At 71.7% G+C, this 25420-nt stretch carries 24 protein-coding genes; 8 read left to right on the forward strand and 16 right to left on the reverse strand.

The window, feature by feature from the left end; translation table 11 throughout:
* Positions 1–12: 12 nt before the first annotated feature.
* Positions 13–1731, reverse strand: a complete 1719-nt coding sequence (leuA, locus tag ACY0PA_RS15910) for a 2-isopropylmalate synthase (RefSeq protein WP_473085244.1) — start codon at positions 1729–1731, stop codon at positions 13–15.
* Between the two features lie 292 nt (positions 1732–2023).
* Here leuA and ACY0PA_RS15915 point away from each other — a divergent pair, with 292 nt between their 5' ends.
* The 4 genes from ACY0PA_RS15915 to ACY0PA_RS15930 all read left to right on the forward strand — a co-directional run bounded on the left by ACY0PA_RS15915 (position 2024) and on the right by ACY0PA_RS15930 (position 6123).
* Positions 2024–3097 carry a M4 family metallopeptidase gene (locus ACY0PA_RS15915; protein WP_473085245.1) on the forward strand — a complete coding sequence of 358 codons (1074 nt, stop codon included), beginning with the start codon at positions 2024–2026 and terminating at the stop codon, positions 3095–3097.
* A 71-nt stretch (positions 3098–3168) separates the two neighbouring features.
* Positions 3169–3435: a protealysin inhibitor emfourin gene (locus tag ACY0PA_RS15920; protein ID WP_100594272.1), complete on the forward strand. Its 267-nt coding sequence runs from the start codon at positions 3169–3171 to the stop codon at positions 3433–3435.
* Between the two features lie 65 nt (positions 3436–3500).
* The gene (locus ACY0PA_RS15925; protein WP_473085246.1) at positions 3501–4841 is read left to right on the forward strand and encodes a GH1 family beta-glucosidase; all 1341 of its coding nucleotides are present in this window, start codon (positions 3501–3503) and stop codon (positions 4839–4841) included.
* A gap of 49 nt (positions 4842–4890) precedes the next feature.
* Positions 4891–6123: an MFS transporter gene (locus ACY0PA_RS15930; protein WP_473085247.1), complete on the forward strand. Its 1233-nt coding sequence runs from the start codon at positions 4891–4893 to the stop codon at positions 6121–6123.
* Positions 6124–6146: 23 nt separating this feature from the next.
* On the opposite strand, the gene ACY0PA_RS15935 is transcribed toward ACY0PA_RS15930, so the two are convergent.
* Complete coding sequence (locus ACY0PA_RS15935; RefSeq protein WP_473086333.1) at positions 6147–7001, reverse strand: NAD-dependent epimerase/dehydratase family protein; 855 nt, start codon at positions 6999–7001, stop codon at positions 6147–6149.
* A 128-nt stretch (positions 7002–7129) separates the two neighbouring features.
* Between ACY0PA_RS15935 and ACY0PA_RS15940 the strand changes: the two genes are divergently transcribed.
* The gene (locus ACY0PA_RS15940; RefSeq protein WP_473085248.1) at positions 7130–7969 is read left to right on the forward strand and encodes a helix-turn-helix transcriptional regulator; all 840 of its coding nucleotides are present in this window, start codon (positions 7130–7132) and stop codon (positions 7967–7969) included.
* Between the two features lie 23 nt (positions 7970–7992).
* Here the strand turns inward: ACY0PA_RS15940 and era are convergent, their stop codons facing one another.
* Positions 7993–8955, reverse strand: a complete 963-nt coding sequence (gene era / locus ACY0PA_RS15945) for a GTPase Era (protein WP_473085249.1) — start codon at positions 8953–8955, stop codon at positions 7993–7995.
* Between the two features lie 166 nt (positions 8956–9121).
* Here era and ACY0PA_RS15950 point away from each other — a divergent pair, with 166 nt between their 5' ends.
* The gene (locus ACY0PA_RS15950) at positions 9122–10441 is read left to right on the forward strand and encodes an ammonium transporter (RefSeq protein WP_473085250.1); all 1320 of its coding nucleotides are present in this window, start codon (positions 9122–9124) and stop codon (positions 10439–10441) included.
* Entirely contained in the window at positions 10438–10776 is a 339-nt protein-coding gene (locus tag ACY0PA_RS15955; RefSeq protein ID WP_473085251.1) for a P-II family nitrogen regulator, read from the forward strand. The genes ACY0PA_RS15950 and ACY0PA_RS15955 overlap by 4 nt, the downstream gene beginning before the upstream one ends.
* 68 nt (positions 10777–10844) lie before the next feature.
* Here the strand turns inward: ACY0PA_RS15955 and ACY0PA_RS15960 are convergent, their stop codons facing one another.
* The 6 genes from ACY0PA_RS15960 to ACY0PA_RS15985 form a co-directional block, all read right to left on the reverse strand.
* Positions 10845–11198 carry a cytidine deaminase gene (locus tag ACY0PA_RS15960; protein ID WP_473085252.1) on the reverse strand — a complete coding sequence of 118 codons (354 nt, stop codon included), beginning with the start codon at positions 11196–11198 and terminating at the stop codon, positions 10845–10847.
* Between the two features lie 101 nt (positions 11199–11299).
* On the reverse strand, positions 11300–11653 hold the full coding sequence (locus ACY0PA_RS15965) for an MmcQ/YjbR family DNA-binding protein (protein WP_473085253.1): 354 nt from the start codon (positions 11651–11653) through the stop codon (positions 11300–11302).
* A 4-nt stretch (positions 11654–11657) separates the two neighbouring features.
* Positions 11658–12941, reverse strand: a complete 1284-nt coding sequence (locus tag ACY0PA_RS15970) for a hemolysin family protein (RefSeq protein ID WP_473085254.1) — start codon at positions 12939–12941, stop codon at positions 11658–11660.
* A complete protein-coding gene (ybeY, locus tag ACY0PA_RS15975) occupies positions 12938–13435 on the reverse strand; it encodes an rRNA maturation RNase YbeY (protein WP_473085255.1) in 498 nt (165 codons plus the stop codon). The genes ACY0PA_RS15970 and ybeY overlap by 4 nt, the downstream gene beginning before the upstream one ends.
* 10 nt (positions 13436–13445) lie before the next feature.
* A complete protein-coding gene (locus ACY0PA_RS15980; protein ID WP_473085256.1) occupies positions 13446–14483 on the reverse strand; it encodes a PhoH family protein in 1038 nt (345 codons plus the stop codon).
* A gap of 132 nt (positions 14484–14615) precedes the next feature.
* Complete coding sequence (locus ACY0PA_RS15985) at positions 14616–15707, reverse strand: carbohydrate kinase family protein (RefSeq protein ID WP_473085257.1); 1092 nt, start codon at positions 15705–15707, stop codon at positions 14616–14618.
* 350 nt (positions 15708–16057) lie between these two features.
* Here ACY0PA_RS15985 and ACY0PA_RS15990 point away from each other — a divergent pair, with 350 nt between their 5' ends.
* Positions 16058–17434, forward strand: a complete 1377-nt coding sequence (locus ACY0PA_RS15990; RefSeq protein ID WP_473085258.1) for an MFS transporter — start codon at positions 16058–16060, stop codon at positions 17432–17434.
* Here the strand turns inward: ACY0PA_RS15990 and ACY0PA_RS15995 are convergent.
* The 7 genes from ACY0PA_RS15995 to ACY0PA_RS16025 all read right to left on the reverse strand — a co-directional run bounded on the left by ACY0PA_RS15995 (position 17395) and on the right by ACY0PA_RS16025 (position 25396).
* On the reverse strand, positions 17395–18399 hold the full coding sequence (locus tag ACY0PA_RS15995; protein ID WP_473085259.1) for an adenosine deaminase: 1005 nt from the start codon (positions 18397–18399) through the stop codon (positions 17395–17397). The two genes, ACY0PA_RS15990 and ACY0PA_RS15995, sit on opposite strands and share 40 nt — an antisense overlap.
* 21 nt (positions 18400–18420) lie before the next feature.
* Complete coding sequence (locus ACY0PA_RS16000; RefSeq protein WP_473085260.1) at positions 18421–19329, reverse strand: ribonuclease Z; 909 nt, start codon at positions 19327–19329, stop codon at positions 18421–18423.
* Between the two features lie 20 nt (positions 19330–19349).
* Positions 19350–19703, reverse strand: a complete 354-nt coding sequence (locus ACY0PA_RS16005) for a histidine triad nucleotide-binding protein (protein WP_473085261.1) — start codon at positions 19701–19703, stop codon at positions 19350–19352.
* An 89-nt stretch (positions 19704–19792) separates the two neighbouring features.
* Positions 19793–23077, reverse strand: coding sequence for a S41 family peptidase (locus ACY0PA_RS16010; RefSeq protein ID WP_473085262.1), 3285 nt, complete (start codon positions 23075–23077; stop codon positions 19793–19795).
* A gap of 92 nt (positions 23078–23169) precedes the next feature.
* Complete coding sequence (locus tag ACY0PA_RS16015) at positions 23170–23562, reverse strand: VOC family protein (RefSeq protein ID WP_356278590.1); 393 nt, start codon at positions 23560–23562, stop codon at positions 23170–23172.
* Between the two features lie 20 nt (positions 23563–23582).
* The gene (locus ACY0PA_RS16020; protein WP_473085263.1) at positions 23583–24326 is read right to left on the reverse strand and encodes a 16S rRNA (uracil(1498)-N(3))-methyltransferase; all 744 of its coding nucleotides are present in this window, start codon (positions 24324–24326) and stop codon (positions 23583–23585) included.
* The gene (locus ACY0PA_RS16025; RefSeq protein ID WP_473085264.1) at positions 24323–25396 is read right to left on the reverse strand and encodes a nitronate monooxygenase; all 1074 of its coding nucleotides are present in this window, start codon (positions 25394–25396) and stop codon (positions 24323–24325) included. Before ACY0PA_RS16025 ends, ACY0PA_RS16020 begins: the two co-directional genes overlap by 4 nt.
* Positions 25397–25420: the final 24 nt, after the last annotated feature.

Here is a 25420-nt window from a genome sequence, read left to right on the forward strand (position 1 = left end):
CGGTGACCTGGGTCAGCGTGCGGAGCGGTTGACCGCGGAGACCACGGCCTTCAGGGACGCGCGTGTCGTATTCGCGTCGATGCCGATGCCCCACAGGACCTTGTCGCCGATCGCGCACTCGATGTACGAGGCGGCCTGTGCGGAGGCGCCCTCGCTCATCGTGTGCTCCTGGTAGTCCAGCAGGCGGGCGTCGATGCCGACGGCCTGCAGGGCGTCGAAGAACGCCGAGATCGGGCCGTTGCCCGTACCGGTCAGGACGGTGGCCTCACCGTCGACGTCGGCCGAGACGGTCAGCGTGTCGACGCCGTCCGTGTCGGTCGTGCTCTGCCCGGCCTTGACCTGGATGCGGCCCCACGGGTTCTCCGCGTTGGGCAGGTACTCGTCCTGGAAGACCGACCAGATCTCGTTCGGCGTGACCTCGCCGCCCTCGGCGTCCGTCTTCGCCTGGATGATCTTCGAGAACTCGATCTGCATGCGGCGCGGCAGGTCCAGCTTGTGGTCGTTCTTCAGGACGTACGCGATACCGCCCTTGCCGGACTGCGAGTTGACGCGGATGACGGCCTCGTAGGAGCGGCCGACGTCCTTCGGGTCGATGGGCAGGTACGGGACCGCCCACTCGATGTCGTCGACGGACTTGCCCGCGGCAGCGGCCCGCGCGTCCATCGCCTCGAAGCCCTTCTTGATGGCGTCCTGGTGGGAGCCGGAGAAGGACGTGTAGACCAGGTCCCCCGCGTAGGGGTGGCGCGGGTGGACCTCCATCTGGTTGCAGTACTCGGCGGTGCGGCGGATCTCGTCGATGTCGGAGAAGTCGATCTGCGGGTCGACACCCTGCGAGAACAGGTTCATGCCCAGCGTGACCAGGTCGACGTTGCCGGTGCGCTCGCCCTGGCCGAACAGGCAGCCCTCGATGCGGTCGGCGCCGGCCATCAGGGCCAGCTCGGCGGCGGCGACGGCCGTGCCGCGGTCGTTGTGCGGGTGCACGGACAGGCAGACGTACTCGCGGTTCGACAGGTTGCGGTGCATCCACTCGAAGCGGTCCGCGTGCGTGGAGGGGGTCGAACGCTCCACCGTGGCGGGCAGGTTGAGGATGATCTCGCGGCCGGGGCCCGGCTTGTAGACCTCCATGACCGCCTCGCAGACCTCCAGGGCGAAGTCCAGCTCGGTGTCGGTGAAGATCTCCGGGCTGTACTGGTATCCGAAGGTCGTCTCCGGGCCGAGGATCTTCTCCGCGTAGTCCATGACGTGCTGCGTGCCGTCGATGGCGATCTGCTTGATCTGTTCCTTGGTGCCGCGGAAGACGATCTCGCGGAAGGTCGGCGCGGTCGCGTTGTACAGGTGCACCGTGGCGCGCTTGGCGCCCTTCAGGGACTCGACCGTGCGCTCGATGAGCTCCTCGCGCGCCTGCGTCAGCACGGAGATCGTCACGTCGTCCGGGATCGCGCCCTCTTCGATGATCGACCGTACGAACGCGAAGTCGGTCTCGCCGGAGGCGGGGAAGCCGACCTCGATCTCCTTGTAGCCCATGCGGACCAGGAGGTCGAACATCTCGCGCTTGCGAGCCGGGGACATCGGGTCGATCAGCGCCTGGTTGCCGTCGCGCAGGTCGGTGGAGAGCCAGCGGGGGGCGACGGTGACGCGCTTGCCGGGCCACGTGCGGTCGGGGATGTCGACCTGCTCGTACTGTCCGTACTTGTGGACCGGCATGGAAGTGGGGCGCTGGAAATTCGACATGTGCGGGGGCTCCTCGGGTGTGTCCGGAAGGACGGCCGACGGTCTGAGCGCAACACCGAACTCCGCGGGGAGGGGGTCGGCCTCGACTACAGGCCCTCGCCGCGGCAGCTAAGGAGAAGCAGCCCGTAACGCATGATGCGTCGAAGCCTAGCCCAGCCGTGCGAGGGGCGCGGGTCTGTATCAGTATGCGGGATCGCCGTCAGGTAACGGGCAAGAGGTGATCAATACCTCTATTTCATTAATCCTGGCTGCAGGTAGTGACAGTGAGGTCACGCAATGCCACATTGCCGCCATGACCGCGAACCGCTCGGGCTTCGAGCCCGTCTTCTGCACCATCGTGCCGCCCCACATCCTCGACAAGGCTGCCCGCTCCGGCGACCCCGCCCTCTCCGCCCCGGCCCGCCGCACCCTGGAGCGCGACGCTCTTGAGCGCACACGCCGCCGCCTGACCACCGTGATCGGCGCCCCCTCGGTGACCGCGCCCACGGGCGCCGTCGAGCACAAGCCGCACCGCACGCTCTACGACGCGGGCCACCGCACCGAGCTGCCGGGCACGAAGGTCCGCGGTGAGGGGGACGAGGCCGGCAAGGACGCGACCGTCAACCGCGCGTACGCGGGCCTCGGCGCCACCTTCGAGCTGTACCTGGAGAAGTACGCCCGCGACTCCATCGACGGCAGCGGTCTGCCGCTGAAGGCGTCCGTGCACTTCGACAAGGACTACAACAACGCGTTCTGGAACGGCGAGCAGATGGTGTTCGGCGACGGGGACGGCGAGATCTTCCTCGACTTCACCATCCCGGTCGACGTGATCGGCCACGAGCTGACGCACGGCGTCACCCAGTACACGGCGAACCTCACGTACTTCGGGCAGCCGGGCGCCCTGAACGAGTCCGTCTCGGACGTCTTCGGCTCCCTGATCAAGCAGTACTCGCTCGGCCAGGGCGCCGCCGACGCCGACTGGCTGATCGGCGCGGGCCTGCTCGCGCCGCGCGTCACCGGCAAGGCGCTGCGCTCCATGAAGGCGCCCGGCACGGCGTACGACGACGACGTGCTCGGCAAGGACCCGCAGCCCGCCGACATGGACCACTTCGTGCAGACGAGCAGTGACAACGGCGGTGTGCACATCAACTCCGGCATCCCGAACCACGCCTTCTATCTGCTGGCCGTGGCGCTCGGCGGAAACGCGTGGGAGCGGGCCGGGCAGATCTGGTACGACGTCCTGACCGGCGGGGAGCTGGCGCAGGACGCGTCCTTCGCGGACTTCGCGCAGCTGACGGTGAAGGCGGCGCGCACCCGCTACAAGGACGGCGAGGAGCTGGAGTCCGTCCAGAAGGCCTGGTCGCAGGTGGGCGTGCCCACGGAGTAGGGCCGGCTCAGGCACAGGGCTCGGCGGCCGCCCGGCTGGGCAGCGGGCGGCCACTGGAGTAGACAGGTCTCATGCGTATTCAGGTCATCCGTACCGGAGGGTTCGCCGGGATCGAGCGGCGGGCCGAGGTCGACACCTCGGGCCGTGCCGACGCCCACGAGTGGCACGCCCTGGCCGAGCAGGCGCTGGCCGGGGGCCGGGGCACGCCGCCGGTGGGGGTGCCGGACGGGTTCAGCTACACGATCACGGTGGACGGGAAGACCGTGTACTGCGCGGATCCGCGGCTCACGGACGAGCAGCGGGGGCTGATCTCGCGGGTGCTGAAGGAAGGGGCGTAGCGGCGCTTCGGGGGTGTAACGACCTTTTGCCGCAAGGGCGTTGACTTCCATTACCGCCGGTACGGATGATCGCGCGCATGGCAGCGAGCGAACCGGTACCTCAGTTCCCGCACGACTTCCTGTGGGGCGTGTCCACCTCGGCCCACCAGATCGAGGGCGCCGCCGACACGCGCCTGCCCTCGGTGTGGGACGCGTTCACGGCAGAGCCGGGGCGGGTGAAGGACGGCTCGACGGCCGCCGTCGCCTGCGACCACTACCACCGCTACGGCGAGGACGTGGCGCTGATCGCCGGCCTCGGGGCGGGGGCGTACCGCTTCTCCGTCTCCTGGCCGCGGGTCCTGTCGCCGGGCGGCCTCGACTTCTACGACCGGCTCGTCGACGCGCTGTGCGCGGCGGGCGTACAGCCCGTGCCGACGCTCTTCCACTGGGACACCCCGCTGTCCGTGGAGGAGACGGGCGGCTGGCTGAAGCGGGACACGGCGTCGCTCTTCGCGGATTACGCGTCCCAGGTCGCGCACCGTATCGGCGACCGCGTACAGAAGTGGATCACGCTCAACGAGCCCGCCGAGCACACCCTCCTCGGCCACGCGCTCGGCCAGCACGCGCCCGGCAGGCAGCTCCTGTTCGACGCGCTGCCGGCGGCCCACCACCAGCTCCTCGCCCACGGCCTCGCCGTGCGGGCGCTGCGCGCGGCCGGCGCCACGGACATTGGGATCGCGAACTCGCACGGCCCGACCTGGCCCGCCTCCGACGACCCGGCCGACCGCGAGGCCGCGGACTTCTACGACGTGCTCCTCAACCGGCTCTTCGCCGATCCGCTGCTGCTCGGCGCCTACCCGGAGGGCATCGGGGACCTGATGCCGGGCGATGTGGACGCCGATCTGTTGGTGATCACGGAGCCCGTCGACTGGTACGGGATCAACTTCTACCAGCCGACCAAAGTGGGCGCGCCGCTCGCGTCGGGGACGGCGACGGAGTTCTCCGGCCTCGCCCTGCCGCCCGAACTCCCCTTCTCCCCAAGGGAGATCGAGGGATATCCCGTCACGGACTTCGGCTGGCCGGTGGTCCCCGAAGCGCTCACCGAGCTCCTCCTCGCCTTCCGCGACCGCTACGACGACCGGCTCCCGCCCCTCGTCATCACCGAGAACGGCTGCAGTTACGAGGGAATCGACGACCAGGAGCGGATCGCGTACCTGGACGGGCATCTGCGGGCCCTGCACCGGGCCCTTGAGGCCGGGGTCGACGTGCGCGGCTATTTCGTGTGGTCGCTCATGGACAACTTCGAGTGGGCGGAGGGCTACGCGCGCCGCTTCGGCCTCGTCCACGTCGACTACGCGACCCTGGAGCGCACGCCCAAGGCGTCGTACCACTGGCTGCGGGACGTGCTGCGGGCGCAGCGCGCATGACGGTCGCCGCCACGGCGCTCGACGAGCCCGTCATGGGGGTCCCCCCGGTTTGAGCGAAGCCGAGAACTGGGGGAGGGTCGGGCGCGGCTGGACGGCCGCGCTGTCGCTGGCCAACGGGGCGATCTGGGTCGGCTGGTACGGGCCCCTGCAGATCCTGCTCGCCCTCCAGGCCGAGGACTTCGCGCCCGGCACCGGCATGTCCAAGGAGACGCTGCTCGCGTGGGTGACCGGGGTGGGCGCCGTGGTGTCCCTCGCCGCGAACCCGTTCTTCGGCGCGCTCTCGGACCGTACGGTGTCGCGGTTCGGGCGGCGTACGCCGTGGATCGTGGCGGGCGCGGGCGGCGGCGCGTGTGCGCTGCTCCTGTTGGCGGGCGCCGGGTCGGTGTGGACGATGGCGGCCGGCTGGTGCCTGGTGCAGCTGGCGTTGAACGCGGCGTTCGCGGCGGTGACGGCGGCCGTGCCCGACCGGGTGCCGCGGCTCCAGCGGGGCGCGGTGGGCGGCTGGCTGGGGGCCGCGCAGATCCTGGGCGTGGTCGTGGGCACGGGGCTCGCGACGGTCGTGGGCGGGGTCGGCGCCGGGTACACGGCGTGCGCGGTGTTCGCGCTGGTGGGCGTCCTGCCGTACGTGCTGCGCCATCCGGACCTGCGGCTCGCCGCGGCGGACCGGCCGCCGTGGGCCTGGCGGACCTTCCTGGCCGGGTTCTGGCTGAGCCCCCGCCGCCACCCCGACCTCGGCTGGGCCTGGCTGACCCGCTTCCTGATCAACCTCAGCAACGCGCTGGTGCTCCTGTACCTCCTCTACTACCTGCGCGACCGCCTGCACTACGGCGACCCCGGCCAGGGCGTACTGATCCTGACCGCCGTCAACGGCGTGACCCTGCTGTGCACCGTCGTCGTGGCCGGGGTCGCCTCCGACCGGCTGGGGCGCCGCAAGCCCTTCGTGATCTGGTCGGGCGTCCTGATGGCGGTGGCGACGGCCGCGCTGGCCGGCTGGCAGACCTGGCCGGGCGCGATCGTCGCGGCGGCGATCCTCGGCATCGGCTTCGGCGTCTTCACCTCGGTCGACTTCGCGCTGATGACGGACGTCCTGCCCAAGGCCATGGACCGGGGCAAGGACCTGGGCGTCATCAACGTCGCCAACTCGCTGCCCCAGGTCGCCGCGCCCGCGCTCGCCGCGCCGATCGTGACGTACCTCGGCGGCTACCGCGTCCTGTACCTGGTCGCGGCGGTGACCGGGCTCGTGGGGGCGCTCCTGGTGCGGCGGATACGGTCGGTGGCCTGACCGGTGGGCTCTACCGGTGGGCTCTACAGCGCGCCGGCGTCCAGGGCCGTCCAGACGGACGGGAAGAACGGGCGGAAGCCCAGTTCGCGGCGGATGCGGGCCGTCGACATGACGCCGGCCCAGGGATCCGGATCCACCTTGTCGTACGCCTCCGGCGGCACCGGCACGCCGTTGACCTGGTACACGTCGACCATCGTGACCGGGGCGTCGTCGGCGATGTTGTAGACGCCGTGCGCTCCCGGCGCGTACAGCAGCCGTTGCAGACCCTGGGCGACATCCGCGTGATGGCCCATGTGCAGGCGCTGCATGGCCGGCCAGTTCTGCGCGTACTGCGTCACGTCGGCCAGGTGCGAGTCCCCGTCGCCGTACACGAAGGGCAGCCGGGCGATGCGCAGGTCGTCGAGGCCGTCCATCGCCCGCAGCGCGCGCTCCGCCTCCCACTTCGACTCGGGGTAGGTGCCCCACAGGGGGCCGCCCGGCACCGTCTCGTCGTCCTCGACCAGCGGCCTGCCGCGCCCGGAGCCGTACACCAGACCCGTGCTGACCTGCACGAACCGCCGCACGCCCGAGGCCACGGAGGCCCGGCCCAGCTCGATGGCGGCGTCCCTGTTGACCGCCCGCGCCTCCTCGTCCGGCACTCCGCGAAAGGCCGCGGCGACGTTCACCACGGCGTCCGCCCCGGCCGTCGCCTTGCCCAGCACGTCCGCGTCCCGCAGGTCGCCGACCACCACGTCCGCGCCCAGTGCGGCGAACCGCTCACCGCGTGCCGCGTCCCGTACGAGCACCCGCACCTGGTCGCCCGGCGCCGTGCTCTGCAGCAGCCGCGGCACGAACCGCTGTCCGACCTTGCCCGTCGCACCTGTCACCAGTGTCAGCATGGCCGCCTCCTCGTGTTTCGTAGCCATGCCTGAAGCCTGCGCGAGTGGCGGGCGCGGCGGGAGAGACGCGGTTATCCGGGGACTGGCGCTCCCTGGTTACGAGGACGCTTCCGAGCGATCCTGAAGAGGTGAACCGAGCCGAACTCGCCGACTTCCTGCGCCGCTCCCGCGCCCGCCTGGCGCCCTCCGACGTGGGCCTGACCGCGGGCCCGCGGCGCCGCACGCCGGGGCTGCGCCGCGAGGAGGTGGCGCAGCTCGCCGGGATGTCCACGGACTACTACTCGCGCCTGGAGCAGCGCCGCGGCTCCCATCCGTCGCGGCAGATGCTGACCGCGCTGGCCCGCGCGCTGCGGCTCAACGACGCCGAGCGGGACCATCTGTTCCATCTCGCGGGCGAGGAGCCGCCCCGTCCTGGCCGTTCCTCCGGGCATGTGCGGCCGGGGCTGCTGATGATCCTTGACCGGCTGCACGATCTGCCGGCGTCGGTGATCAGCGACTGGGGCGAGATGCTCGCGCAGAACACGATGTCGGTGGCCCTGACCGGCGACCACACCGGCAGGAACGTGATCCGCGACTGGTTCACGAACCCGGCGACCCGGCCCATGTTCCCGCCCGAGAACCACGAGGCGCACGCCCGCGCCCACGTGGCGAGCCTGCGGGCGGTCGCCGCGGCCCGCCCCGACGATCCGGGCCCGGCCGCGCTCGTGGCCGAACTGCGCGCCGGATCATGCGAGTTCGAGGAGCTGTGGCAGTCACACGACGTCGTCGTACGCCGCCCGTCACCGAAGCGCTTCGTCCACCCCGTGGTCGGCGTCCTCGACCTCGACTGCGAGGTACTGCTCAGCGACGGCCACGACCAGCAGCTCGTCGTGCACTCGGCCCAGCCGGGCACCGAGACGTACGAACGCCTGGAACTGCTGCGGGTCGTGGGCCTCCAGGACCTGACCCCTAGCTCGTACGAGGGCTAGGACTGGGCCAGGACCTTTCGGACCTAGAACCCCAGTTTGCGCAGCTGCCGCGGGTCGCGCTGCCAGTCCTTCGCGACCTTCACATGCAGGTCCAGGAAGACGGGAGTGCCTAGGAGCGCTTCGATCTGCTTGCGGGACTTGATGCCGACGTCCTTGAGGCGCTTGCCCTTCGGGCCGATGATGATGCCCTTCTGGCTGGGGCGCTCGATGTAGACGAAGGCGTGGATGTCGAGCAGCGGCCGGTCCGCCGGGCGGTCCTCGCGCGGCAGCATCTCCTCGACGACGACGGCGATGGAGTGCGGCAGCTCGTCACGCACACCTTCCAGCGCGGCCTCGCGGATCAGCTCCGCCACCATGACCTGCTCGGGCTCGTCCGTGAGGTCGCCCTCCGGGTAGAGCGCGGGGCCCTCCGGCAGCAGCGGGACGAGCAGGTCGGCGAGCAGGCCGACCTGCTTGTCGCCGACGGCCGAGACGGGCACGATCTCCGCCCACTCGAAGCCGAGCTCCTTGCCGAGCTGGTCGATGGCGATGAGCTGCTCGGCGAGCTGCTTGCTGTCGACCAGGTCGGTCTTGGTGACGACCGCGACCTTCGGCGTCTTCTTGATGGAGGCGAGCTCCTTGGCGATGAAGCGGTCGCCGGGGCCGAGCTTCTCGTTCGCGGGCAGGCAGAAGCCGATGACGTCGACCTCGGCCCACGTCGTGCGCACGACGTCGTTGAGCCGCTGGCCCAGCAGCGTGCGCGGCTTGTGCAGGCCCGGGGTGTCGACCAGGATCAGCTGGGCGTCGGGCCGGTGCACGATGCCGCGCACCGTGTGCCGCGTGGTCTGCGGCTGGTCCGCGGTGATCGCGACCTTCTTGCCGACCAGAGCATTCGTGAGGGTGGACTTGCCCGCGTTGGGGCGGCCGACGAAGCAGGCGAAGCCGGCCCGGTGGGACGCTTCCCCGGACGGCTCGGATGACTGGGTACGAACGCTCATGGCGCCCATTGTCCCTGATCCATCGCGCCCTGCCGCACCTGCGGGGCAAGCCGGTCCGCCGTGAGGCCCCGGAAACCCCCGCGCAACACGAAACACCACGGAAACGCGCGGGTCAGCGAACGGAAACGCGCGACGGTGAGGCTCGTCGTCCACCCCCACGCCCAAGGAGACCTCCGTGCAGACCGAGAACGCGCCGCTGGCCGCCGCCGGCCTCGACACCGGCGACACCGCGTGGCTGCTGGCCGCGACCGCGCTCGTCCTCCTGATGACACCCGGCCTGGCCCTCTTCTACGGCGGCATGGTCCGCACGAAGAGCGTCCTGAACATGCTGATGATGTCGTTCGTGTCGATCGCGCTGGTCACCGTCGTCTGGCTGGTCGCCGGCTACTCGCTCGCGTTCGGCGACGACGCGTTCGCGGGCCTCATCGGCGGTCTGGAGCACGCGGGCATGGCGGGCATCGGCCCCGGCAGCCTGACCGGCACGGTCCCCACGTTCCTGTTCTCCACCTTCGAGCTCACCTTCGCGTTCCTGACGGCCGCGCTGATCAGCGGCGCGGTCGCGGACCGCACGAAGTTCGCGGCCTGGCTGGTGTTCGTACCGGTGTGGACGCTGCTCGTATACGTTCCCGTGGCGCACTGGGTGTGGGGTCCCGGCGGCTGGATCTCGCAGTCGCTCGGCGGGCTCGACTTCGCGGGCGGCCTCGTCGTGGAGATCGCCTCGGGCGCGTCCGGTCTGGCCCTGTGCCTGGTCCTGGGCCCGCGACTCGGCTTCAAGAAGGAGGCGATGCGCCCGCACAACCTGCCGATGGTGATGACGGGCGCGGGTCTGCTCTGGTTCGGCTGGCTCGGCTTCAACGGCGGCTCGGCGCTCGCCGCGAACGGCCTGGCGGCCGCGTCCGTCCTCAACACGCTGATCGCGGGCTGCACCGGCCTGCTCGGCTGGCTCTTCGTGGAGCACAAGCGCGACGGTCACCCCACGACGTTCGGCGCGGCGTCCGGCGCGGTCGCCGGCCTGGTCGCGATCACCCCGGCGTGCGGCGTGGTCGGCGTGCTGGGCGCCTGCGTGGTGGGCCTTGCGGCGGGCGTCGTCTGCTCGTACGCCGTCGCGTGGAAGTTCCGCTTCGACTACGACGACTCGCTGGACGTCGTCGGTGTGCACTTCGTCGGCGGAGTCGTCGGCACCCTGCTGATCGGCCTGTTCGCGACAGCCACGATGACCGGCGGCAAGGAGGGCCTGTTCTACGGGGGCGGGTTCGGACAGCTCGGCAGGCAGGCGGTCGCCGTGCTCACCGTCGCGGCGTACACGTTCCTGGTGACGTACGGGATCGGCAAGGCGATCGACCGGGCGATGGGCTTGCGGGCCTCCGCCGACGAGGAGCTGACGGGCCTCGACCAGACGGTGCACGCGGAGACCGCCTACGATCACGGCGTCCACGCCGGACACACTGCCCCGCACACCGCCCACTCCGCCCCGCCGAAGGAGCCCTCCGCATGAAACTCGTGACCGCGATCGTCAAGCCGTTCCGCCTGGACGAGGTGAAGACCGCGCTCCAGGAGCTCGGCGTGCAGGGCCTGACCGTCACGGAGGCCAGCGGGTACGGGCGCCAGCGCGGCCACACCGAGGTGTACCGCGGGGCCGAGTACCGGATCGACCTCGTCCCCAAGATCCGGATCGAGGTCGTCATCGAGGACGCGGACCTCGACCCGGTCGTCGACACGATCGTGCGCGCGGCGCGGACCGGGAAGATCGGCGACGGCAAGGTGTGGGCGGTCCCGGTGGAGACCGTCGTGCGCGTACGGACGGGCGAGCGGGGGCCGGACGCGGTGTAGGCAAGGGCTGGGCAACTCCGGGGCTCCGCCCCGGACCCCGGTCCTCAGACGCCGACGGGCTGAATGTCTCAGTCCGCGGCCACGGCCCCATGCACCACTCCGTCGGGCCCCGCGAGGAACACCGGCGTACCCGCGCCCCCCAGATCCCGTACCGCCGCCAGATCCTCCCCGTCGACCTCCGGACCGTCGGAGACAACGGCGGCGGCCTCCAGCGACTGCGCCCCCGACGCCACGGCCATCGCGACAGCGGTACGCAGGGCGGAAAGCTTCAGGGAGTCCAGCGAGACGGTCCCCGCCACATACGTACGCCCCGTCTCGTCCCGCACAGCGGCCCCCTCGGGCACACCGTTGCGGGCCCGGGCGCTGCGGGCCAGCGTGACGATCTTGCGGTCCTCGGCGGTGAGGTCGTTGCTCTCAGTCATGGGGTGAGCATAGGGAACGCCGCCACGCTCACCCGGCAACGGGGTACATGGCCCCACGCCGACCCTCGCGCGGCTCCCGCCGGCGGTACGCGTCGGCGTCGTCAGCCACGGTCGAGCTTGAGGCGCTCGGCACTCGGCAGGCCGGCGACCACGAGGTCGTACGAGTCCTCCACGAGCTCCCGGACCATCCTGTCCGGGAGTTCGGCGACGGTCACGGTGTTCCAGTGCCGCTTGTTCATGTGCCAGCCGGGCACGATCGCCTGGTGGTCGGCGCGCAGGCGCACCGCGTCCTCGGGGTCGCACTTGAGGTTGACGGTGAGGGGCCGCGCGTCCAGGTTCGTCAGGGCGAAAAGCTTGCCAAGGACCTTGAAGACGGACGTGTCGGGGTTGAACGGGAACTCCTCGACGGCCGCGTTGAACGACAGACACAAGGCGCGCAGCTCCTGCGGCGTCACGACGTCACTTCCCCTCTTCGCCCACCGGCTCCACGAGCACGGTCACGATCTTGTTGCGCCGGCCCGCGGCGGACTCCGCGGTGAGCCGCAGCTCGCGCCCGTCGGGCAGTTCGACGACGGACGAGGCCTCCGCGATCGGCACCCGGCCGAGCGCCTTGGCGAGGAGCCCGCCGACGGTCTCCACGTCCTCGTCGTCGTACTCCTCGATGCCGTACAGCTCGCCGAGGTCGCCGATGTCGAGGCGGGCGGTCACCCGGAAGCGTCCGTCGCCGAGGTCCTGCACGGGCGGGAGTTCACGGTCGTACTCGTCGGTGATCTCGCCGACGATCTCCTCGAGGATGTCCTCGATGGTGACGATGCCCGCGGTGCCGCCGTACTCGTCGATCACGACGGCCACGTGGTTGCGCAGCTGCTGCATCTCGCGGAGCAGGTCGCCGGCGTTCTTCGTGTCGGGCACGAACGTGGCGGGCCGCATCGCGGTCGAGACGAGCTCGCTCTCGGCGTCCCGGCTGATGTGCGTCTTGCGGGCGAGGTCCTTGAGATACACGATGCCGACGACGTCGTCCTCGCTCTCGCCGGTGACCGGGATGCGGGAGAACCCGGACCGCAGGGCCAGCGTGAGCGCCTGCCGGATCGTCTTGTACCGCTCGATGGCGACCAAGTCGGTGCGGGGGACCATGACTTCGCGGACCAGGGTGTCGCCCAGCTCGAAGACGGAGTGCACCATGCGGCGCTCCTCGTCCTCGATGAGGGACTCCTTCTCGGCGAGGTCGACCATGGCGCGCAGCTCGGCCTCGGAGGCGAAGGGCCCGCGCCGGAACCCCTTGCCGGGGGTCAGGGCGTTGCCGATGAGGATGAGCAGCGGCGGAATGGGTCCCATGATCCGGGCCAGCGGCAGCAGCACGTAGGCGGCGGCCGTGGCCGTGTTCAGCGGATGCTGGCGCCCGATGGTGCGGGGCGAGACACCGACCGCGACGTACGAGACGAGGACCATCACGCCGATGGCGACGGCCAGCGCCTGCCAGGTCGCGTCGAACTCCTGGAGGCAGGCGTAGGTGACCAGGGCGGCGGCGGCCATCTCGCAGGCGACCCTGACCAGCAGGGCGACGTTCAGATAGCGCGTGGGGTCGGCGGCGACCTGGACGAGCCGGTCGCTGCCGCGCCGCCCGGACCGGACGGCCTCCTCGGCGCGGAAGCTGGAGGTGCGGGCGATGCCGGCCTCGGCGCAGGCCGCCAGCCAGGCGACCACGACGAGGGCGACGGCGCCCGCGACGAGCGAAAGACTCATGACACGGTGGGCGCGGGGGACGGACCGGTCAGGCCCTTGTCACCCCGCCACCCGTCCACGATGGCCGCCTGAAGCCCGAACATCTCGGCCTTCTCGTCGGGCTCCTCGTGGTCGTAACCGAGCAGGTGCAGCACCCCGTGCACGGTGAGCAGCTGGAGCTCCTCGTCCATGGAGTGCCGCGTGTCGGCGTCCTCGCCCTGCTTCTTCGCCACCTCCGGGCACAGCACGATGTCGCCGAGCAGGCCCTGCGGGGGCTCCTCCTCGTCCTTCGACGGCGGCCGCAACTCATCCATCGGGAACGACATGACATCGGTGGGCCCCGGCAGGTCCATCCACTGGATGTGCAACTGCTCCATGGCGGCGGCGTCCACGACGATCACCGAGAGCTCGGAGAGCGGGTGAATGCGCATCCGCGCGAGCGCGTAGCGGGCGATGTCGAGGATCGCCTGCTCGTCGACCTCGGTTCCGGACTCGTTGTTGACGTCGATCGACATGCGGTGCTTGCTACTTCCCTCTGCCGCGGCCCTGGTGCGAGCCGTTCTCGGTGCCGTTCTGGATGTCGTACTTCTCGTACGCGTCGACGATACGGCCGACCAGCTTGTGCCGGACGACATCCTGGGAGGTGAGCCTCGAGAAGTGGACGTCGTCGAGGCCCTCCAGGATGTCCTGGACCTGCCGCAGCCCGCTCTTCGTCCCGCTCGGCAGGTCGACCTGCGTCACATCACCCGTGACCACGATCTTCGAGTCGAACCCGAGCCGGGTGAGGAACATCTTCATCTGCTCGGCGCTGGTGTTCTGCGCCTCGTCGAGAATGATGAAGGCGTCATTCAGCGTGCGTCCCCTCATATACGCCAGCGGCGCCACCTCGATCGTGCCCGCGGCCATCAGGCGGGGGATGGAGTCGGGGTCGAGCATGTCGTGCAGGGCGTCGTACAGGGGGCGCAGATACGGGTCGATCTTCTCGTAGAGCGTGCCCGGCAGGAAGCCGAGGCGCTCCCCCGCCTCCACGGCCGGCCGCGTCAGGATGATGCGGTTGACCTGCTTGGACTGCAGTGCCTGCACGGCCTTGGCCATGGCGAGATACGTCTTGCCCGTACCGGCGGGGCCGATTCCGAAGACGACGGTGTGCTTGTCGATGGCGTCGACATAGCGCTTCTGGTTCAGGGTCTTGGGGCGGATGGTCCGGCCCCGCGACGAGAGAATGTTCTGGGTGAGAACCTCGGCCGGGGTCTCCTGGCCGTCGCCCTCCCCGTTCTCGCTCGCCTTGAGCATGGCGATCGAGCGTTCCACTGCGTCCTCCGTCATCGGCTGTCCGGTGCGGAGCACCAGCATCATCTCGTCGAACACGCGCTGGATGAGGGCGACTTCCGTCGCGTCGCCCACAGCGCTGATCTCATTGCCCCGGACATGAATGTCGGCCGCCGGGAAGGCCTTCTCGATCACGCGAAGGAGCGCGTCGCCGGATCCGAGGACGGTCACCATGGGATGGTTCGCCGGGACCGTGAAATGCGCTCGCGCCTGAGCGGTGGGTGTCTGAGTCATGGGCCGGCACTGAAGGCCTGCTCATCCTCCTCGTGCGGGGGCTCGCGCCCGCGTCGACAGCCTTGCACTGACCAGGGTACGACGGTGCACCGACAACGCTGTAGGCCTTTTCCGCGGGCCTGAGGCCTCTCGCTAGACGCCCCGCCCGAAGCCGATCGTCGGCACCGCCCGCCGCAAGGGCCACGGCCGGCCCACCTCGGGCAGCAGCGCCTCCAGGAAGGCGTACCGGCGCAGGGCCGCGGGCTCCTGGTCGTCGTAGGCCTGCACATGGCGCCACCAGGCCGCTATTTCCGACCAGCCGGGCGCGGACAGCGAGCCGCCGAACTCCTGCACGGACAGGGCGGCGGTCAGTCCGGCGAAGGCGAGCCGGTCGGCCAGCGGCCAGCCCGCGAGCGTCCCGGTCACGAACCCGGCGACGAAGACGTCCCCGGCGCCGGTGGGGTCGAGGGCGGCGACTTCGATGGCAGGCACGGAGGCGGTCTCCCCGCTGCGGGCGTCCACGGCGTAGGCGCCCTCGGCACCCAGGGTGACCACCGCCAGCGGCACGTATTCGGCCAGGGCGTGCGCGGCGGCCCGGGGGCAGGACGTACGGGTGTAGCGCATCGCCTCCTCGGCGTTGGGCAGGAAGGCCTCGCAGCGCGACAGGTCGTCGAGGGAGCTCAGGTCCCAGCGGCCCGTGTCGTCCCAGCCCACGTCGCCGAAGATCCGCGTCCCGCGGCCCGCGGCCGTGGCGATCCAGGGCTCGTTCAGCCCGGGGGCCAGCGAGGCGACGGCGGCGCGTGCCTGCGGGGGGCACTCGGGGGCGGGCTCCCCGGGCGGCGGCTCGTGACCGTGGCTGACCATGGTCCGCTCGCCCTCGTAGGCCATGGAGACGGTGACGGGCGAGTGCCAGCCGGCGACGGTCCGCGACGACGTCAGGTCGATGCCCTCGCCCTGCTCCAGGCTGTCCCAGCAGTACTCGCCGTAGTGGTCGTCCCCGAAGGCGGCGGCCAGCGACGTCCGCAGCCCGAGCCGCGCCAGGGCGGTGGCCATGTTGGCGACTCCGCCGGGGCTGGACCCCATGCCGCGCGCCCACGACTCGGTCCCCCGCACGGGGGCGCTGTCCAGGCCCGTGAAGATGATGTCGAGGAAGACGGTCCCCGTCAGATAGACGTCGCAGGGCGGATCGTCGGGGGTGCGCAGCCGGGCGAGCGGATCCACGTGCGCCGGGTCGTTGGAGTTCAAGGTGGGCTCCCCAGAGTCGTGAGGGTCCGCACAGTGTGCCTGATACCCCACGGGCAACGCGCGTAGCACGGTGTACGGAACGGGAGTCGGCGCCCCCGGAGTGGGGTCGCTGTCGCTGCCTGTTTCCTCGAAAAAACGGCCTCGTGTACCCCCACTCCTACCCCCCAAACAGAACGTGGCCCAGATCACACCGGCCCAGCTGTTTTCACCCTCCCCGCGCTTGATACAAATTGGCCGCGCCCCCTCGTATCGCGAGCCCCGGCGCACCCCCCCAATCCCCTTGCCTGTTCAGGCATCCCCGTAGTTCCGCATGCCCTGATCCCCGTACACCGCCACGCTTTGGAACGCCCGTGTCCCGCCGCACTCCCCGGCCCCTTGTCGCCCTCTTCACGGCCGGTTATCTCGCCCCGTATCTGCTGCCCACCGTCGTGGGCCGCCTCGGCGACAGCCTCCATCTCCCCCCGGCGCAGGCGGGCCTCATCGGCAGTGCGCTGCTGATGAGTTCGGCCGCGGCGGGCTTCACCTTCGCCGGCCGTGTGGACCGCATGGGCCCCCGCACCCTCGCCAGAGCGGGCCTGCTGCTCGCGGCGCTCGGATACGGCGCGGCCGCGGCGACGTCCTTCGTACCGCTGGTGGTCATCGGCGCGATGGCCGGCGGCTTCGGCTCGGGCACGGCGACGACGGTCGCCGCGACGGGAATCGCCGGGCAGCGCGACCCGCACCGGGCGTCGACGCTGGGCCTGCTCAGCGTCTCGGCGCTGGCGGGTGCGCTGTATCTGACGATGCCGCATCTGGGTACGGGGCATGCGCTCCCGTTCGCGGCGATCGCACTGACGGCGCTGGCGATGTGGCCGGCGACCTCCGGCCTGGAGAGCGGCACCGACCGACTCCCCATCCCTGGCGGGCAGCACAGGCCCGCAAGCCCTCTCCCCTTCCGCCGCTCGGGCCTGGTCCTGGCCGCCGCGATGCTCTGCTGGTCGATGGCGCAGAACTCCTTGTGGGGCGTCAGCAGCCGCATCGGCACGGACCAGGCGGGCCTGACGGAGATCACCGTCGGCGCGGTCTTCGCGGTGGCGCTCGGCACGGCGCTCGTGGGCGTGCTCGGCGCGGGAGCGCTCGGGTCCCGGCTCGGCCGCGCCGCCCCGATCGGCGCGGGCACGGCCCTGATCGCGGGTTGCATCGTGGTGAGCGCCCGCGCGGACGACCTCGCGTCGTTCGCGACCGGTGAGATCGCGTGGAACACGCTGTACCCGGTGGTCCTGTCGTATCTGATCGGCCTGGCCGCGTCCCTGGACCCGCGCGGCCGCTGGGCGGTCCTCGTCGGCTCGGCGGCGTCGCTCGGGACGGCCTGCGGGCCGCTCACCGGCAGCGTCCTGTCGCAGACGGCGGGCTATCCGGCGATGGGCACGACACTCGCCGTGGCGCTGCTCGTCCTGGCGATGCCGCTCACGGCGGTGGCGCTGCACACGAGTGGCAGCCCGCTGCTGCGGCCCGGCACGGTCCGCAGGAGGGGCGGCGCCCCCGCCGCTCTGGTGGCCGGCGTGACGGGAGCCCCGGCGGGCGCGGTCCCGCAGATGGGCGCGGCCGAGCAGCCGGTCGTGGAGATCACGGTGAGCACGCCCCAACCGGCCCCGACACAGGAGGAGTTCTCCACGGCGGGACCGCGGGGCGGCCCGGCGGCGCTCGGTCAGTCGTCGAACGCGAACGCGTCGACCTCGGCGAGGTAGCGCGAGCGCAGCTCCTCGTCGTCGTCGAGGAACGACGCGACGAACGAGTTACGGGCGAGCTCGCGCAGCCGCTCGTGGTCGAGCGCGAGCGCCTCGTGGACCGCGTGGAAGGTGTCTCCGACGTATCCGCCGAAGTAGGACGGGTCGTCGGAGTTCACCGTGCAGAGCAGACCGGCGTCCATCATCCGCGGCAGCGGGTGGTCTTCTAGTACGTCGACGGCGCGCAGCCGCACGTTCGACAGTGGGCACAGCGTCAGGGGCACCCGGTCCCGCACGAGCCGTTCGACGAGCGCCGGGTCCTCGACGCAGCGGAGCCCGTGGTCGATGCGTTCGACGCCGAGCACGTCGAGCGCCTCCCATACGTACGAGGGGTCGCCCTCCTCGCCCGCGTGGGCGACCTTGCGCAGCCCGAGCGCGCCCGCGGCCTCGTACACCTCGCGGAACTTGGAGGCGGGGTTGCCGACCTCGGCGGAGTCGAGGCCGACGCCGACGATCCGGTCGAGGTAGGGCTTCGCGGACTCCAGTGTCTGCATCGCGGACTCGGCGGACTGGTCGCGCAGGAAGCACATGATGAGCCGGGTGGAGACGCCGTGGCGCTCCACGCTCTTCGACAGGGCGGCGCTCAGGCCCTCGACGACGGTCCCGATCGGCACGCCGCGGGCGGTGTGGGCCTGCGGGTCGAAGAAGATCTCGGCGTGCCGCACGCCCTGCGCGGCGGCGCGCGCGAGGTAGGCGTCGGCGAGCTGCTCGAAGTCCTCCTCGGTGCGCAGGACGGCCATCAGGCCGTAGTACAGGTCGAGGAAGGACTGCAGGTCTTCGAAGAGGTAGGCCTTGCGGAGGGCCTCGGTGTCGGCGAAGGGCAGGTCGACGCCGTTGCGGGCCGCGAGTTCGAAGGCGAGCTCGGGTTCGAGGGTGCCTTCGATGTGCAGGTGGAGTTCGGCTTTGGGGAGCGAGGCGAGGGGCATCAGAGCATGGTACGCCCGGGATTAGATGCGTTTGGGCACCTGGATCCGGTCCAGGTCGCGTGCCACCGTCAGCTCTCCGGTGAAGCCGGCGGCGCGGGCCTGGCGCTCGAATTCCTCGGGGTCGGAGTAGCGCTGGCTGAAGTGGGTGAGCACGAGGTGCCGCACCCCGCCCTCGGCCGCGACGCGCGCGGCCTGCCCGGCGGTCAAGTGGCCGTGATCGGAGGCCAGTCGATGGTCCCCGTCGAGGAACGTCGACTCGATGACGAGCATGTCGCACCCGTCGGCGAGTGCGTTCACCCCGTCGCAGAGCCGGGTGTCCATGACGAACGCGAACCGCTGCCCGCGCCGCACCTCGCTCACATCGTCGAGGGTGACGCCGCGCAGGGACCCGTCGCGCTGGATGAGTCCCACGTCGGGCCCGGAGATGCCGTGCTCGGCGAGCAGTTCGGGCAGCATGCGGCGCCCGTCGGGCTCCACGAGCCGGTAGCCGTAGGACTCGACGGGGTGGGAGAGGCGGCGCGCGTCCAGTGTGTACGACGGCGTCTCGGCGAGCACGCCGCCCCCGCCGGACACCGGCTCCTCGGCGAGCGCGACGCTCTCGCGGTACGCGGTGGCGTACCGCAGCCGGTCGAAGAACCGCTGACCGGAGCGCGGGTAGTGCGCCGTGACGGGGTGCGGCACCCGGTCCAGGTTGATGCGCTGGATGACCCCGGCGAGGCCGAGGGAGTGGTCGCCGTGGAAGTGGGTGACGCACAGCCGGTTGAGGTCGTGCGCGGCGACGCCGGCGCGGAGCATCTGGCGCTGCGTGCCCTCGCCGGGATCGAAGAGGATGCCCTCCCCGTCCCAGCGAAGCAGGTAGCCGTTGTGGTTGCGGTGCCTTGTGGGCACCTGGCTCGCGGTGCCGAGCACCACCAATTCCCTTACGGACACGGTGCGTTACCCGGCGCCCGCTAGCCCGGGGGCCACTGGAGGCCGCGGCCCCCGAGGACATGGGCGTGGGCGTGGAAGACGGTCTGGCCCGCGCCGCCGCCGGTGTTGAACACGACGCGGTAGCTGTCGAGCTTCTCCTCGGCGGCGACCTCGCCCGCCTCGCGCAGCACGTCGGCGGCGATCTGCGGCTCGGCGGCGGCCAGCGCCGCGGCGTCGTGGTGGTGGACGCGCGGGATGACGAGGACGTGCGTCGGCGCCTGCGGGTTGATGTCCCGGAAGGCGACGGTGGTCTCGGTCTCCCGTACCAGCGTGGCCGGGACCTCCCCCGCGACGATCTTGCAGAACAGGCAGTCGGCCTGCGGCTCTCCGGCCACGATCACGTCTCCTCACACCGTCCGGTCACTACGCCGGGAATGCTATCCGGCCCGCCGCCACCCGCGACGCCTGCCTCCAGCGACAGGCCTCACTCCCGTACGCGCGGTTCCGGAAGTTCGGGTGCCGTGCGCGCCGGGTTCTCGGCGAGCGCCGCCAGCGCGATGCGCACGGCCTCGTCGAGCTGCGGGTCGCGCCCGGCCGCGTAGTCCTGCGGGGCGGCGACCACTTCGACGTCGGGGTCGACGCCGTGGTTCTCGAGCCCCCACTCGTATCCCTCCAGCCAGGTCGCGTACTTCGGCTGGGTCACCAGCGTCCCGTCGACGAGCCGGTAGCGGCTGTCGATGCCGATGACTCCGCCCCAGGTGCGTACGCCGACCACGGGGCCGATCCCGAGCGCCTTGACCGCCGCGTTGACGATGTCGCCGTCGGAGCCGGAGAACTCGTTGGCGACGGCCACCACGGGTCCGCGGGACGCGTCGCTCGGGTAGCTGTAGGGGCGGGAGCCGCGCGGCAGGGCCCAGCCGACGACCCGGCGGGCCAGCTTCTCGACAACGAGCTGCGAGGTGTGGCCGCCTCGGTTCTCGCGCACGTCGACGATGAGCCCGTCGCGCGCGACCTCGACGCGCAGATCGCGGTGGATCTGAGCCCAGCCCGGGGCCTGCATGTCGGGCACGTGGAGATAGCCGAGGCGGCCGCCCGACTGCTCGTGGACGTAGGCGCGCCGGTCGACGACCCACGCGTGGTAGCGCAGGGGCTCCTCGTCGGCGACGGGGACGACGACCGCGTGGCGCGGGTCGCCGCCGCCGGCCGGTGAGACGGTCAGCTCGACGGGCTTGCCCGCCGTGCCCACGAGAAGCGGTCCCGGACCGGTGACGGGGTCCACGGGGCGTCCGGCCACCGCGACGATCGCGTCACCCGCGCGGACGGCGACCCCGGGCGCGGCGAGCGGCGCGTGGGCGCGCGGGTCGGACGTCTCGGTGGGCAGGACGCGGTCGATGCGCCAACTGCCGTCTTCGTGGCGGGAGATGTCCGCGCCGAGGAGGCCCTGGCGCCGGTCACCGCCGCTCCAGCCGCCGCCCGGCGTGACGTAGGCGTGCGAGGTGCCGAGTTCGCCCTGGACCTCCCACAGGAGGTCGACGAGGTCGTCGTGGGTGGCGACCCGGTCGAGGACGGGCCGGTAGCGCTCCAGGACGCCGTCCCAGTCGACGCCGTCCATGTCCGCGCGCCAGAAGTTGTCCCGCATGAGGCGGCCCGCCTCGTCGTACATCTGCCGCCACTCGGCGACGGGGTCGACGTCCTGGCGGACCCGGCTCAGGTCGACGGTGATGTTGGTGTCGCTGTCGTCGTCGGAGGAGGCACGCCGGTCGCTGGGTACGACCTTGAGCTTGCCGTCGGTCCACAGCAGGACGCGCTTGCCGTCGCCGCTGACGGCCAGGTGGTCGGCGTCGGAGGCGAGGTGTTCGATGCGCTGCTGGGCGAGGTCGTAGCGTTCGAGTTCGCTCTTGGGGTCGGGGTCGTCGGGGGTGGCCCGGGACGCGCCGAGCACGCCCTGGACCGGGTGCCGCAGCCACAGGACGCCGTCCTTCGCGGCACGCAGGGTCGTGTAGCGGGCGGCCTCGACGGGGAACGCGACGATGCGGTCGGCGAGCCCTTCGAGGTCGATACGGGTGGTGGGGGTGCCCTCGCTGTCGGGGGTCTCGGCGGCGGGGCTGTCCGGGGTCTCGAAGGGCCGTCCGTGGCGCTGGGGGCCGAACGGGGACGGCGTGGCCGCGGCGAGCGTGATCAGGTGCGGCCGCGAGCCCCCGACGAACGCGAGGTCGAAGACGTGCTCGTCGTAGACCGGGTCGAAGGAGCGCGCGGAGAGGAACGCGAGGTGTTTGCCGTCCAGGGTGAACGCGGGCGCGTAGTCCCTGAACCGCAGCGGTGTCGCCTCCGTCACCGACAGGTCGGCGGTGTTGGCGAGCTTGAGGTGGCGCAGGGGCGAGGGGCCGGGGTGCGACCAGGCGAGCCACGCCGAGTCCGGCGAGAAGACGAGATCGGTCACGTCGCCGTCCTCGCTGCGGTCGACCTCCCTGACCTCGCCGCTCTCACGCTCGACGAGCAGGACGCGCCCGTCGTGCGAGGCGACGGCGGCCCGGCTGCCGTCGGGCGCCATCGCGAGGCTCAGTACGCGGCCGAGCTGCCCGGCGGCGAGCCTGCGCGCAGTGGCGCCGGGCGAGATGCCGGTGGCGGGCGCGAACTCCAGGGCGTCGTCGCCCTCGGCGTCCGTCACCCACACCACATGTTCCTCGCCCTCGACGCGGAACGTGCGCGGGAGGCGGGCCCGTACGCCTTGTCCGGCAGCCAGCGCGCGGGCCGGACCCGAGCGGTGGGTGACCCAATGGACGGCGCCGCGCACGCAGACGGCGCTGCCGCGCGCGGTGTGGTCGGGTGTCGCGTCCCCGAACCAGCGGGCGGCGCTCACGGGGTGGGGCTGGAGGTCGACGCGCTGCCCGCCGAGGCGGATGTCGAGGCGGCGCGGCACGGCGTCCTGGGCGCCGGCCGCACTGTCGAGGGCATCCACGATCCACAGCTCACCGGCCGAGGAGTACACGACGCGCGTGCCGTCGCTCGCCGCGTGGCGGGCGTAGAAGCCTCCCCCACTCTCGGCTTCGCCCGAGCGGGAGGTGCCCCCATGCGGGGTGTGCCGGCGCAGTGAACTGCCGTCCGCGAGGGACGAGTACAGGGCGCCGACGCCTTCGTGGTCGGACAGGAAAGCCACCCGGTCGCCGACCCACATCGGGTACTCGATGTTCCCGTCGAGCTCCTCGTGGAGGCGGACGAACTCGCCGTCGCCCGCCCGGTCGATCCACAGCTTCCCGGCGGTGCCGCCCCGGTAGCGCTTCCACCAGGCGGCCTCGCGGCCCATCGGCGCGGACAGCAGGACGACCTGCCCGCCCGGCCCGGTCACGAGGTCGCCCACGGGCCCGTACGGGAGCGTGGTGGCGGGTCCGCCGTCGAGGGGTACGGCCCTCGCCCAGCTGCGGCGCAGGGACGCCTGGCCCTGGGTACTGAGCGCGAGGACCCGCCCGTCGGGGGTCCAGCCGCGCACCGTTGTCCTCGAACTGCCCCAGTACGTAAGGCGTTTGGAGGGTCCGCCCTCGACCGGGGCGATGTGCACCTCGGGGGCGCCGTCGCGGGTGGACGTCCAGGCGACGGTGGTGCCGTCGGGCGAGATCCGGGGATGGCTGACGGGGACGTTGTCGGCGCTGACACGCCAGGCGCGCCCGCCGTCGAGAGGGGCGACCCAGACGTCGTCCTCGGCGGTGAAAGCGGCCAACTCGCCGTGCAGATGCGGGAACCGGAGATATCCAGAGTGCGCTGTCCGTGTCACCCGATCACCCTAGGCACGCGCGCACGGCCAGGTCAGGGGGTTTGGTCACTTGCCCCGGGACCGCTGCGCGACGCCGGCGCCGGCGAGGGGGGTCAGCCGCGCATCAGCAGCCACTCCTGGAGCTCCACGATGTTGTCCTCGGGGTCCTTGAGGTGGGCGACCCGCATCCGGTCGGTCATCGGCGCGGGCCCGTGGAGGATCTCGGCGCCGCGCGCGACGATCTGCTCGCAGTACTCGTCCAGGTCGTCGACCCGCAGCACGACGAGGGACCGGTGCCCGTCCGGGGCGTCACTCAGATCGCCGATGACCTGCGCCATCAGAGCCCGGTCCTCGAGCGCGATGCCCGCGGAGCCCGTCGTGGGGCTGAACTTCTCGTACGGGCCGTCCTGAGCGCCCGACTGCGGCTTGAGGCCGAGCACGTCCGCGTAGAAGTGGTAACAGGCACGGAAGTCGGTGACGAGGAGTCTGACCTGGGCGAGTTCCACACGTTCCCCTCGGGGGTTGATCAGGACCAGCGGCCGGTGCGGCCGAGGAGCAGCGCCGTCGCGGCGGTCCCCGCGGTCGACGTACGCAGAACGCTACGCCCGAGCCGGTACGGGCGCGCGCCCGCCTCGGCGAACGCGGCGAGCTCGTCGGGCGAGACGCCGCCCTCCGGGCCGACCACGAGGACGATGTCCCCGGCCGTGGGCAGCTCCACCGTGGCGAGGGCGCCGCTGTCGCAGTCGCGGTCCTCGTGCAGTACGGCCGCGAAGTCCGCCGCGGCGAGCAGTGCCGCGACCTGCTTGGTCGACGCGGCGTCCGCGACGTCCGGGAAGCGCACCCGGCGGGACTGCTTGCCCGCCTCGCGCGCGGTGGCCCGCCACTTGCCGAGCGCCTTGGCGCCGCGGTCGCCCTTCCACTGCGTGATGCAGCGGGCGGCCTGCCACGGCACGATCGCGTCGACGCCGGTCTCCGTCATGGTCTCGACGGCGAGCTCGCCCCGGTCGCCCTTGGGCAGGGCCTGGACGACGGTGATCCTGGGTGCCTGCGCGGGCTCCTCCTGGGCGGGGCCCGCCGTGACGACGAGCCGGTCCTTGCCCTCGGCGGCCTCCACGACCGCCTCGGTCCAGCGCCCGCGGCCGTCGGTCAGGACGACGTCCTCACCGGCGCGCAGCCGCTTCACGGACACCGCGTGCCGTCCCTCGGCCCCGTCGAGCACGAACGTTTTGGCGGACGGCACCTCGTCGACGACGAACACCGGCGCCGTCATGCGGCACCCCGCGCGCCCAACGCGTCCTTCGCCTCCGCGAGTTCCGCCGCGAGCACCTCGACGAGCTGGCCGGCGGGCAGCTCACGGGCGAGCCGGTGGCCCTGCCCGGCCCACAGCGCCATCCCCTGCGGGTCCCCCGACTTGGCGGCGGCCTTGCGCAGCGTCGACGTCATGTGGTGGATCTGAGGGTAGGCGGCGGGCGCGTACGGGCCGTGCTCACGCATGAACCGGTTCACGAGGCCGCGCGCGGGGCGGCCCGAGAAGGCCCGGGTCAGCTCGGTCCGCACGAACAGCGGGTTCGTCATGGCCTGCTTGTGCAGGACGTTGGCGCCGGACTCGGGGCAGACCAGGAAGGCCGTGCCGAACTGTCCGGCGTCGGCGCCCGCGGCGAGCACGGCGGCGAGCTGTCCGCCGCGCATGAGTCCGCCGGTGGCGATGATCGGGATCTGTACGGCCTCGCGGACCTGGGCGATCAGCGCGATGAGTCCGATGCCGGATCCGTCGGCCTCCGGGTTGTCCCGGTGGGTTCCCTGGTGGCCGCCCGCCTCGATGCCCTGGACACACAGCGCGTCGGCGCCGGCCCGCTGGGCGGCCCGCGCCTCCTCCGCGGTGGTCACGGTGACGGCGGTGAGGGTGCCGACGCGGGCGAGGGAGTCGAGGACGTCGCGGCTCGGGCAGCCGAAGGTGAAGGTGACGACCGGTACCGGGTCGTCGAGGAGGATCGCGAGCTTCGCGTCGAAGCCGTCGTCGAGGCCGCAGTCCGGGTCCCCCAGCTGTGTCTCGTACCAGGCGGCCTCACCGGCGAGCTGGCTGGCGTAGACGGCGACGGCCGCGGGGTCCGCGTACTCGGACTGCGGCATGAAGAGATTGACGCCGAACGGCTGGTTGGTCAGCCCCCGTACCTGCTTGATCTCCTGGTACATCCCGTCGGCGGTCTTGTACCCGGCGGCGAGGAATCCGAGCCCGCCGGCCTCCGACACGGCGGCGGCGAGCTGCGGACAGGAGGCACCGCCCGCCATGGGTGCCTGCACGATCGGATAGTGACAGAGACCGGTCAGCGTGGGGGACATGACCGCATCGTGCCACGTCCCCCG

Source organism: Streptomyces sp. DS1-CR2, assembly GCF_055760475.1.

Bases quoted from the DNA above. Each gene is read 5' to 3' on its own strand.
- ACY0PA_RS15925 (WP_473085246.1), top strand. From the start codon at position 3,501: ATGATCGCGCGCATGGCAGCGAGCGAACCGGTACCTCAGTTCCCGCAC.
- ybeY (WP_473085255.1), bottom strand. From the start codon at position 13,435: ATGTCGATCGACGTCAACAACGAGTCCGGAACCGAGGTCGACGAGCAG.
- era (WP_473085249.1), bottom strand. From the start codon at position 8,955: ATGGGCGCCATGAGCGTTCGTACCCAGTCATCCGAGCCGTCCGGGGAA.
- leuA (WP_473085244.1), bottom strand. From the start codon at position 1,731: ATGTCGAATTTCCAGCGCCCCACTTCCATGCCGGTCCACAAGTACGGA.
- ACY0PA_RS15915 (WP_473085245.1), top strand. From the start codon at position 2,024: ATGACCGCGAACCGCTCGGGCTTCGAGCCCGTCTTCTGCACCATCGTG.
- ACY0PA_RS15980 (WP_473085256.1), bottom strand. From the start codon at position 14,483: ATGACTCAGACACCCACCGCTCAGGCGCGAGCGCATTTCACGGTCCCG.
- ACY0PA_RS15995 (WP_473085259.1), bottom strand. From the start codon at position 18,399: ATGCCCCTCGCCTCGCTCCCCAAAGCCGAACTCCACCTGCACATCGAA.
- ACY0PA_RS15955 (WP_473085251.1), top strand. From the start codon at position 10,438: ATGAAACTCGTGACCGCGATCGTCAAGCCGTTCCGCCTGGACGAGGTG.
- ACY0PA_RS15960 (WP_473085252.1), bottom strand. From the start codon at position 11,198: ATGACTGAGAGCAACGACCTCACCGCCGAGGACCGCAAGATCGTCACG.
- ACY0PA_RS16020 (WP_473085263.1), bottom strand. From the start codon at position 24,326: ATGACGGCGCCGGTGTTCGTCGTCGACGAGGTGCCGTCCGCCAAAACG.
- ACY0PA_RS15970 (WP_473085254.1), bottom strand. From the start codon at position 12,941: ATGAGTCTTTCGCTCGTCGCGGGCGCCGTCGCCCTCGTCGTGGTCGCC.
- ACY0PA_RS16025 (WP_473085264.1), bottom strand. From the start codon at position 25,396: ATGTCCCCCACGCTGACCGGTCTCTGTCACTATCCGATCGTGCAGGCA.
- ACY0PA_RS15935 (WP_473086333.1), bottom strand. From the start codon at position 7,001: ATGCTGACACTGGTGACAGGTGCGACGGGCAAGGTCGGACAGCGGTTC.
- ACY0PA_RS15920 (WP_100594272.1), top strand. From the start codon at position 3,169: ATGCGTATTCAGGTCATCCGTACCGGAGGGTTCGCCGGGATCGAGCGG.